Origin of the sequence: Mycobacterium sp., assembly GCF_035623875.1 — a bacterium.
Taxonomy (GTDB): Bacteria; Actinomycetota; Actinomycetes; order Mycobacteriales; family Mycobacteriaceae; genus Mycobacterium.
In genome coordinates this window covers 1-8,973 of the sequence record NZ_DASPSP010000056.1, presented here as the reverse complement: position 1 = coordinate 8,973, position 8,973 = coordinate 1, and the positions used below count along the sequence as shown (strand labels likewise).

Genomic DNA, 8,973 nt, shown 5'->3' with positions numbered 1-8,973 from the left:
CTGTCCGACACCGCGACGCGCTCGTCCCACATCCACACCCCGGCGACCTGCCGTATCGCGCCGGCGGCGATCTGGTCCTTGAGCAGTTGCCGCAGAAACAGCGCGTTGCCTCCGGTCAGTTTCCAGAACCGCTTGGCGCTGCGACTATCTACCGCTCCGCCGAGCGTGGTCTCGATCATGCGGTGGGTGTCCGGAGCCGACAGCGGTTCGAGGTCCAGGCGGGCGAGCAAGTCATCTTTCCACAGCGCAGCAATCGCATCGGGCTCGTCCCCGCCCTTGCGCACCGTGACCACCAGACGTGTTCCACGGGCCTGGGCCAGCTGGTGTACAACATGTGCCGAAAATCCGTCAAGAAGGTGCGCATCATCGACACCGATCAGCACACGGCCCTTACGTTCTTGCGTGACAAAAGAATTGATGATACGTCGCACATCAGATATCGGGTCGGAGATGGTGTCGCATATCGACGCGGTGAACGCGCCCAATGGGAGCTGTCGAGCGGACTGTGTGCCCACAACCCAATATGTCCGCTCGCCTGATGCTTCAGCGCGGGCCAGCACTTCACGCGCGAGCCGGGTCTTACCCACTCCCGCGGCTCCGACGATGACGGCGCCGGAGTAATTCCCAACTCCGCTGAGCGCGCGGCGAAGAGTATCCAATTCGTTGTCACGCCCGGTCAGCGGATCGCCGCTGATCACAGGCCGACTATAACCCGGGTGTCGAATTAGCGGCGCGAATTCGACACGCTATTCATGGGCCGCTTTTGGGATTGCTCGGTCCGGGAGTTGGGTCGAATTTACGGTGTTGCGGTGTTCGGCAAGCAGGCTGCCGAGCCGCCAGGCTCCCTGGCTGCGGCGCTGAGCTGCCTCACTAAACCTCCAGCCAAACGCGCAAGTACGTACTGCGGTGACCAGGAAGACATCGTGCGAACGAAAAATGTAGCCGGGTTGCCGGGGATTACCCCGGATGGCAAATGTTGAGGCCGGTTGTGTTGTCCAACCTGACAGTGCGCTTGAGTAGTCGACTAATTGGCGTCCAGGGCTAATTACGTGTGCGCGGCCGCAGGCGAGCCGCGGCCTTATCGGCCAGAGGCTCTCGCAAAATATCGCACGGCGGCCGCCGGACCTGGAGGCCTGTTTGTCAAGTGCCGTACGCGGGTGGGAGAAAACAAGTAGCCGACTACTCTAGCCGGACACTCGCAGGAGCAGCCAAGGTTCGTATGCAGTCCACGTGCGTCGGCATCGCAGCAGCTCATTGAACAGCTGAGCCGAGTTCAGCGGATTGTCGCGGCGGTATCTGGGTCGTGACGCAGAGGAGTCGACATGGTCGAAATGCTCGAGAAGACCGATGTGGGTGCGTTGCCCCTGGCGCCGAAGAATCCACTGCCATATCGGCAGCGGCACAACGCGCTAAGGGTGTTTCACACCGGGATGGAAACGCTGCGCGATGCGGGCGGGCCGGTGACTCGCTTCAGCTTGGCCCCCCGGTGGCTGATGCCGCCGATCGTCGTCGCGACGTCACCGCGAGGGGGTCGTGACATTCTCGGCCGCACCGATGCCTTCATCGAAAAGACGGTCGTTCATGCCGAGATGCGCCACCTGCTGGGCAACAACCTCTTCGACCTGACTCATGAGCCGTGGCTGCCGCGCCGGCGGGCGCTACAGCCGATCTTCACCAAGCAACACGTGCGCGCCTTCGCAGGCCACATGTCCCAGGCCGCCGAGACAGTCTGTGCGAGTTGGGTCGACGGCGCGGAGATCGACCTGGACGCCGAATGCCGTCGGCTGACGCTGCGCGCCCTAGGTCGCTCGGTGCTCGGCCTGAACCTCGATGAACGCAGCGACGCCCTCGCTGAGCCGCTGCTGGTCGCCCTCGAGTACATCGCCAATCGATCACTGCGGCCGCTGCACGCCCCCCGATGGTTACCGACACCGGCGCGTCACCGGGCCCGCTCCGCAGCCGCCACAATGCGCGGGCTGGCCCACGACATTCTGCAATCCTGCCGCGCCGACCCGACCTGGGACGCCCCGCTGGTCCAGGCATTAATCGCAACGGCCGACCCGGCGACCGGGCGGGGATTGTCCGATGACGACATCTGCAACGAGTTGCTGGTCTTCCTGATGGCCGGCCATGACACGACCGCCACCACCCTCACCTACGCGCTGTGGGCCCTGGGCCGCCACCCCGACATGCAGGCGCGGGTCACCGCCGAGGTCGCCGCCATCGGCGATCGCGAGCTCACCCCCGAGGACGTTCCCCGGCTCGGATACACCGTGCAGGTCTTGCACGAGGCGTTGCGGCTGTGTCCACCGGGCGCGGTGATCGGCCGAACCGCCGTGCAGGACATCGAGGTCGACGGCCACCGGGTCGAGGCGGGTAGCTTGGTCGTCTACGGCGTCTACGCCGTGCACCGCGATCCGACGTTGTGGGATCACCCCCTGGTGTTCGACCCCGACCGCTTCACTCCCGAAAAGTCCAAGGCCCGCGACCGGTGGCAATACGTCCCGTTCGGGGGCGGGCCCCGGTCGTGCATCGGCGACCACTTCGCCATGCTGGAGGCCACCCTCGCGCTGGCCACCATCATCCGGCGCACCGAAATCACCTCCCTCGCCGAGGATTTCCCGCTCGCCGTGCCGTTCACGACCGTCGCCGCAGAGCCGATCTATGCCCGCGCGCATGCGCGCACCCCAAGCACCGTCAACACCCCCCAAGAAAGGTAAGGATGAAATGAAGTATGTAGTTGCCTGGACGTTGCGCCTAAACGGCTCAGCAGCCGAGAACGAAGCCGCCGTACGGCGCGGCCTCGAACTCTATGCAAAGTGGACGCCACCGGCCAGCACGACCTTCCACCAATTCGTCGGCCGACTCGACGGCACCGGCGGGTTCTCGGTAGTGGAAACCGACAATCCTGCGGACTTGGCCGACGCGCCAAGCAAATTCGGCGCCATGCTCGATTACCAGATCTACCCGGTCGTCGACATCGCCGAGTGGGCGCAAGCGCTGCAGTCGGGCGCGGATTTCAGAGAGTCAATCGGCTGACCGCGAGGAACCGCGTTTCGCTGGCCCCGGTGTCGTCCAGACTTAGGGCGTGGCGCTACCGGGGCCGGTCAGCATGCGCCTTGCACCGTCGGGAGCTTCGCGCCCTAGTCGAGGGTCTCCCAGAAGCGGGTGAGGGCCGCCGCGCCACGAGCCGGATCTTGCACCATCCACCAGTGTCCGAGTCCGTCGAGCACTTCCGTGCGGGCACCGGCTCGCCCGGCTGCCCGCCGGCGGGTGTCGTCGGAGCCGATGTATGGGTCCTCTGTGGCGAGCAGTGAAAGTCCGGGCCGGGCGGCGGCGTTCTCCAGTGCCCTACCCGCCTCGGCCATCGCGGGTTGGCGGGCCGAGCGGTATAGCAGCAGGATCGCCCGACCCATGTCCGGACCCTGGGCTGCGGCGATCGACGCTGCGATGTTCAGCGGAATGCCCAACGCGGCCATCTGTTCGGTCCGGTCCTGGACCGTGCCGCCGAACATTGTCTCGATTAGCTGCTCGCCATCGCCGGGCGTCTGCCAGACCTGCGCCAGGTCGTGCCACACATAATCCGGGTCGAACAGCCCGACGGCGTCGCTGGCCCAGCTGCGCACCAACTCGGGTCGATGCATCATCACGTTCATCACGTGCCCTCCGCCCCAGTCGTGCCCGACGACGTCGACCGGTTCGTCGAAGCCCCCCAGCTCGTCTTCGAGCCAGCCACGATAGGCCAGGTAGGTCGCCGAGAAGCCCTCGGGCAGTGGGGCACCGAATCCCGGTGGGGACAGCCGCACCACGTCGTCGCGCCCGAGAGCATCGACAAGCGGCGCCCAGATTGCGTCAGTCTCCGGATTACCGTGCACCAGTACCACCGTCATGATCGACATCTTGGCATGGCGCCGCGGCGCCGCGGGACCAGATTAGTCCGACAAGATTTCCGGTGAGGGTGCACCGCCATCAGCGGGGCCGGCCACTTCGGCGTGTCGAGGCCGCGAATCACGTTGCCCGGCGAAGCAGATTGACGGTCGCAACCCGGTAGAGGAACGCGGGATGAAGCAGGCGGGCGGGGGGTCGACGAGGGAGTTGACGCTGGAGAACTGGCCGCCGACGACGGCATCAACCTCACAGGCGGTCAATATCCAGCCCACAAGCCGGTTGGTAAGACGCATCGACGGCGTCCGGGCCGGCCCTGGCGAGAGGGTGAAAACCGTCCTAAGAGGGGGAAACGTCATCACGGCATCGCCTCGGCCCACGCGACAATGCTTGTTTCATGGTCAACTTCTCGGCCGAGCGGGAAAACTAGCGCCGCGGCTGCCAGACCACGACTGCGGTGCTCTTTGGCACCACCGCGATGTCGCGTCGCTGGTTGGCCCGCAGCGCCTCAATCTCGGCGGCCATCTCCGTCAGCCGCGACTGTAACGCCTTGACCTGATTGGTCAACTCGATAATGCGTTTGATCCCAGCCAGATTGACGCCCTCGCCCTGAGACAGCCGTTGTACTTCGCGGAGCAGGTCGACGTCGTGCTCCGAGTAACGGCGCCCGCCACCGGAACTGCGCCGCGGGCTGACCAGCCCGAGCCGGTCATAGGTACGCAGCGTCTGCGCATGCATACCGGCCAGCTCGGCGGCCACCGAGATCAAGAAGGTCCGCGCCTCGTCCCTTTTAGCCATCAGCGATTACCTGCCCATCCGGCCCGCGGGTCGAAGCCACCGGAGCGCTCGGCGGCGGCGTAGGCCTCTAACGCGTCCTTCGCGGCGCCTTCCAGGTTCGGCGGGACTGCGACTTTGACGGTGACCAGCAGGTCGCCCTGACCGCCGGAACGCTTGGGCACACCGCGGCCTCGGACCCGCAGTATACGACCGTCGGCAGTACCCTTAGGCACCCGAACACCGACCTTGCCGTCCAGTGTAGGCACTGAAAGCGTTGTACCCAAAGCTAATTCGGTGAAGCTTACCGGGACGGTGACGGTAAGGTCGTCGCCGTCGCGGCCGAAGACCTTGTCCGGCCGCACATGCACGGTGACATAGAGGTCACCAGACGGGGCGCCACGCAATCCGGCCTCACCCTGACCGGCCAGCCGGATCCGTTGTCCGTCCTCGACACCCGGTGGGATCCGCACATTGATCGTGCGGGTACGGGTGGTGACACCAGTCCCCTTGCACTCTTCGCAAGGGTGCTCGATGATCGACCCGCTACCGCGGCAGTCGGTGCACGGCTCGGAGAAGCCGAAAGCGCCTTGGTTGCTGCTGATTACACCCGAGCCGTTACAGGTCGGGCACACCTTGGGACTGGTGCCGGGCCTGGCTCCGCTGCCATGACAGTTGGTGCACGGCGCCGGGCTGGTCAGCCGCAGCGGCATCGCTACGCCCTTGGTGGCCTCCATGAAGCTCAGCTCGGCTTCGGTCTCCAGGTCGTTGCCGCGGCGCGGACGGCTGGGACGCGGTGCAGCACCGCGTCCGAACAAGCCGCCGAACAGGTCGCCGATGTTGGTGCCACCAGAGCGGCCAGCGGCATCGAACAAATCGTTGAGGTTGAACTCGGTCCCGTCCGCGCCATAGCCGCCGCGGGCGAATCCACCGCCGAAGTCGCCACCGTTGAATCGGCGACCGAACCCGCCTCCGGCGAACAGCCGACGGGTTTCGTCGTACTCCTTACGCTTGGCTGGATCCGTCAGTACTTCCTTGGCCTCGGAAACGGCCTTGTACCGATCTTCGGCCGCCTTGTTACCGGGGTTGCGGTCAGGGTGATTCTCGGCGAGCAGCTTGCGGGCCACCCGCTTGATCTCGTCTTGGCTGGCGTCAGAGGAGACGCCCAGCTCCTTGTAGAAGTCCTTTTCGACCCATTCGCGTTGGGCCATGTCGCGTCACCCCCTCCCACCTTCCTGTCGTTATCGTGTCCTGTCCGAACCGCTCGTTAGTTGTCCGACGCTGAAGATTCTGCGTCGTGCTCACCCTCGTTCGCGTCGTTATCGACTGTGTCGGCGGTCTCGGTTTTCGTGGTGTCATCAACGAAGTCATCCGCGATGGTGTCCACCACTGCGACCAACGCGTGCCGCAGCACCTGGTCACCGAGTTTGTAGCCCTGCCGCATCACATTGCCGATCACCGGCTTCGAGCCCTGCGCACCATCACCCTCGTGTTGCACGGCCTCGTGCAGCACCGGGTCGAAGTCATCACCCTCGGCGCCGAACGCCGCCAACCCAAGTCCGGTCAGCGCGCTGAGCAATTTGTCGGCGACCAACTTCAGCGGCCCGGACTCCAGGTCTCCGTGACTGCGCGCGCGGTCGAGATCGTCGAGCACGCCGAGTAATTGGCTGACGACAGCGGCCTTGCCGCGCTCGGCGGTCGCCTCCTGATCGCGCAACGCCCGCTTGCGGTAGTTGGCGAAGTCGGCTTGCACCCGCTGCAGATCGGCGGTCAGCTCGACGACCTTGTCCGCTGCGGCGCCCGCCGATGCGGGAATCGCCGCAGCGCCCGGCGCCGCCCCGCTGGGGGCGGCTCCGGAAGCCACATGGCGTACTTGCCCGGTCTCGGGATCAATCCGCCGTTTGTCGGTGACCGTTACCTGTTCGCGTGGGTCGGGTTCGCTCACTGCGCCTCCCGGTCATCGTCAACCACCTCCGCGTCGACGACGTCATCGGCACCGCCCGGGCCGGCCTCACCGTTGCCGCCCGCCGCTTGCGCGGCCTGGGTGGCCTCGTAGATCGCCTGGCCGAGGGCCTGCGACTCTTGGCCAAGCTTCTCCATCGCGGACTTGATGGCGCCGATGTCGGTGCCTTCCAACGCCTTCTTGGCGTCGGCGACCGCGGCGTCAACCTTGTTGAGGGTGTCCTCGGGGACCTTCGAACCGCCTTCAGCCTCGCGCTGCTCCTTGACGAATTTCTCCGTCTGGTAGACCAGCGTCTCAGCCTGGTTGCGGACGTCGGCCTCTTCGCGACGCTTGCGGTCCTCCTCGGCATGCGCCTCAGCGTCCTTGATCATCCGGTCGATCTCTTCCTTGGACAGGCCGGAGCCCTCCTGGATCTTGATCGTGTTCTCCTTGCCGGTGCCCTTGTCCTTGGCCGTGACGTGCACGATGCCGTTGGCGTCGATGTCGAAAGTGACCTCGATCTGCGGGACGCCGCGCGGAGCCGGCGGGATACCGGTCAGCTCGAAGGAGCCGAGCAGCTTGTTGTGCGAAGCGATTTCGCGCTCACCCTGGTAGACCTGGATCTGCACCGACGGCTGGTTGTCGTCGGCCGTGGTGAAGGTCTCCGACCGCTTGGTCGGGATGGTGGTGTTGCGTTCGATCAGCTTGGTCATCACGCCACCCTTGGTTTCGATACCCAAGCTCAGCGGCGTAACGTCAAGCAGCAGAACGTCCTTCACCTCCCCCTTCAGTACACCGGCCTGTAGGGCGGCACCCACGGCAACAACCTCGTCGGGGTTGACGCCCTTGTTGGGCTCCTTGCCACCGGTGAGCTCCTTGACCAGGTCGGTCACCGCGGGCATACGAGTGGACCCACCCACCATGACCACGTGGTCGATCTCGGAAACCGAGATACCGGCGTCCTTGATCACCTGCTGGAAGGGGTTGCGAGTGCGGTCCAGCAGATCTTGGGTGATCTTCTGGAACTCCGCGCGGGTCAGCTGCTCGTCGAGGAACAGCGGGTTCTTGTCGGAGTCAACGGTGATGTAGGGCAAGTTGATCGACGTGCTCTGCGAGCTGGACAGCTCAATCTTGGCCTTCTCGGCCGCTTCCCGCAGCCGCTGCATGGCCATCTTGTCCTTGGTCAGGTCGATGCCGGCCGAGGCCTTGAACTTGTCGACCAGCCAGTTGACGATGCGGTCGTCCCAGTCGTCACCGCCGAGGTGGTTGTCACCCGAGGTGGCGCGGACCTCCACGACACCCTCACCGATCTCCAGCAGCGACACGTCGAAGGTGCCGCCACCGAGGTCGAACACCAGGATCCGCTGCTCCTTCTCGCCCTTGTCCAACCCGTAGGCCAGCGCGGCCGCGGTCGGCTCGTTGACGATTCGCAGCACGTTCAGGCCCGCGATCTGGCCGGCCTCCTTGGTGGCCTGGCGCTGAGCGTCGTTGAAGTACGCAGGCGTTGTGATCACCGCGTCGGTGATGTCCTCACCGAGGTAGGCCTCGGCGTCGCGCTTCAGCTTCATCAGAATGCGGGCGCTGATCTCCTGCGCGGTGTACTTCTTGCCGTCGATCTCAATCGACCAGTCGGTGCCCATGTGCCGTTTGACCGACCGGACGGTCCGGTCGACGTTGGTCACCGCCTGGTTCTTGGCGGGCTGGCCCACCAATACCTCACCGTTGCGCGCAAACGCGACGATGGACGGAGTGGTCCGCGAGCCCTCGGAGTTGGCGACGACGACGGGGTCCCCACCTTCCAGAACTGAGACGACGGAGTTGGTGGTCCCGAGGTCGATACCGACCGCACGAGCCATAGTGAATCCTTCCTAATAGTCGAACCTGGTATGCCTGTATGCACTACGCTGCTGAGTGAACCTCGCTCAAGCCTGCCCTTCGCGGTGTTCCGCTGTCAAGCCAATCTTGAGTCCAGTCCGCTCAAGGTTGTCGAAGGGCTCAACGGAGTCCGACGCGAGTTTGTTCCCGGCCCGATTGAGACAAGGCCGCCGAGCCTAGTGGATGTTGTAGAAGGATTCGACGTGCTCGTGCAGCTTCTTATACATCGGCGGGGCCTCGGTAAGCGTAGCTGCGAGATCCTCAAATATCAGCAGGTCATCGCGCTTTAACCGGATAGTCGACCGTCGTTCTAGAGGCGTGACGCGAGCACCGAAAGGTTCATTGAGTTCTCTGCCGCAAACATCGCGCCGTCGCACGCCGTGGGATAGCCTCCCAACCAGTCCATCCCTCGGACGTGCCGCCTGGCGGCGTTGCACCACGCCACGTCGATAGGAACTCGATGCCACCGCTGCCCAGCACGCCTGGCCCAGCTGATC

At 64.9% G+C, this 8,973-nt stretch carries 9 protein-coding genes; 2 read left to right on the top strand and 7 right to left on the bottom strand.

Going from position 1 to position 8,973, the window contains the following annotated elements:
* On the bottom strand, window positions 1-698 hold a 698-nt coding region (locus VEI45_RS04875), incomplete at its 3' end, for an AAA family ATPase (protein ID WP_324850668.1).
* 624 nt (window positions 699-1,322) lie between these two features.
* Between VEI45_RS04875 and VEI45_RS04870 the strand changes: the two genes are divergently transcribed.
* Both VEI45_RS04870 and VEI45_RS04865 read left to right on the top strand, forming a co-directional pair.
* Window positions 1,323-2,720 (top strand): cytochrome P450, encoded by a 1,398-nt coding sequence (locus tag VEI45_RS04870; protein ID WP_324850666.1) that lies wholly within the window; start codon window positions 1,323-1,325, stop codon window positions 2,718-2,720.
* A 7-nt stretch (window positions 2,721-2,727) separates the two neighbouring features.
* Window positions 2,728-3,039 carry a DUF3303 domain-containing protein gene (locus VEI45_RS04865; protein ID WP_324850664.1) on the top strand — a complete coding sequence of 104 codons (312 nt, stop codon included), beginning with the start codon at window positions 2,728-2,730 and terminating at the stop codon, window positions 3,037-3,039.
* A gap of 104 nt (window positions 3,040-3,143) precedes the next feature.
* Here VEI45_RS04865 and VEI45_RS04860 read toward each other — a convergent pair whose 3' ends face one another.
* The 6 genes from VEI45_RS04860 to VEI45_RS04835 all read right to left on the bottom strand — a co-directional run.
* Entirely contained in the window at window positions 3,144-3,890 is a 747-nt protein-coding gene (locus VEI45_RS04860; protein WP_324850662.1) for an alpha/beta fold hydrolase, read from the bottom strand.
* A 421-nt stretch (window positions 3,891-4,311) separates the two neighbouring features.
* The gene (locus VEI45_RS04855) at window positions 4,312-4,683 is read right to left on the bottom strand and encodes a heat shock protein transcriptional repressor HspR (protein WP_324850660.1); all 372 of its coding nucleotides are present in this window, start codon (window positions 4,681-4,683) and stop codon (window positions 4,312-4,314) included.
* Window positions 4,683-5,870, bottom strand: coding sequence for a molecular chaperone DnaJ (gene dnaJ, locus VEI45_RS04850; RefSeq protein WP_324850657.1), 1,188 nt, complete (start codon window positions 5,868-5,870; stop codon window positions 4,683-4,685). Before dnaJ ends, VEI45_RS04855 begins: the two co-directional genes overlap by 1 nt.
* Window positions 5,871-5,926: 56 nt before the next feature.
* Entirely contained in the window at window positions 5,927-6,604 is a 678-nt protein-coding gene (gene grpE, locus VEI45_RS04845; protein ID WP_324850655.1) for a nucleotide exchange factor GrpE, read from the bottom strand.
* On the bottom strand, window positions 6,601-8,457 hold the full coding sequence (gene dnaK / locus VEI45_RS04840; protein WP_324850653.1) for a molecular chaperone DnaK: 1,857 nt from the start codon (window positions 8,455-8,457) through the stop codon (window positions 6,601-6,603). Before dnaK ends, grpE begins: the two co-directional genes overlap by 4 nt.
* Before the next feature lie 329 nt (window positions 8,458-8,786).
* On the bottom strand, window positions 8,787-8,973 hold a 187-nt coding region (locus VEI45_RS04835), incomplete at its 5' end, for a hypothetical protein (protein ID WP_324850651.1).

Bases quoted from the DNA above. Each gene is read 5' to 3' on its own strand.
- dnaK (WP_324850653.1), bottom strand. From the start codon at position 8,457: ATGGCTCGTGCGGTCGGTATCGACCTCGGGACCACCAACTCCGTCGTC.
- VEI45_RS04860 (WP_324850662.1), bottom strand. From the start codon at position 3,890: ATGACGGTGGTACTGGTGCACGGTAATCCGGAGACTGACGCAATCTGG.
- VEI45_RS04855 (WP_324850660.1), bottom strand. From the start codon at position 4,683: ATGGCTAAAAGGGACGAGGCGCGGACCTTCTTGATCTCGGTGGCCGCC.
- dnaJ (WP_324850657.1), bottom strand. From the start codon at position 5,870: ATGGCCCAACGCGAATGGGTCGAAAAGGACTTCTACAAGGAGCTGGGC.
- VEI45_RS04865 (WP_324850664.1), top strand. From the start codon at position 2,728: ATGAAGTATGTAGTTGCCTGGACGTTGCGCCTAAACGGCTCAGCAGCC.
- VEI45_RS04870 (WP_324850666.1), top strand. From the start codon at position 1,323: ATGGTCGAAATGCTCGAGAAGACCGATGTGGGTGCGTTGCCCCTGGCG.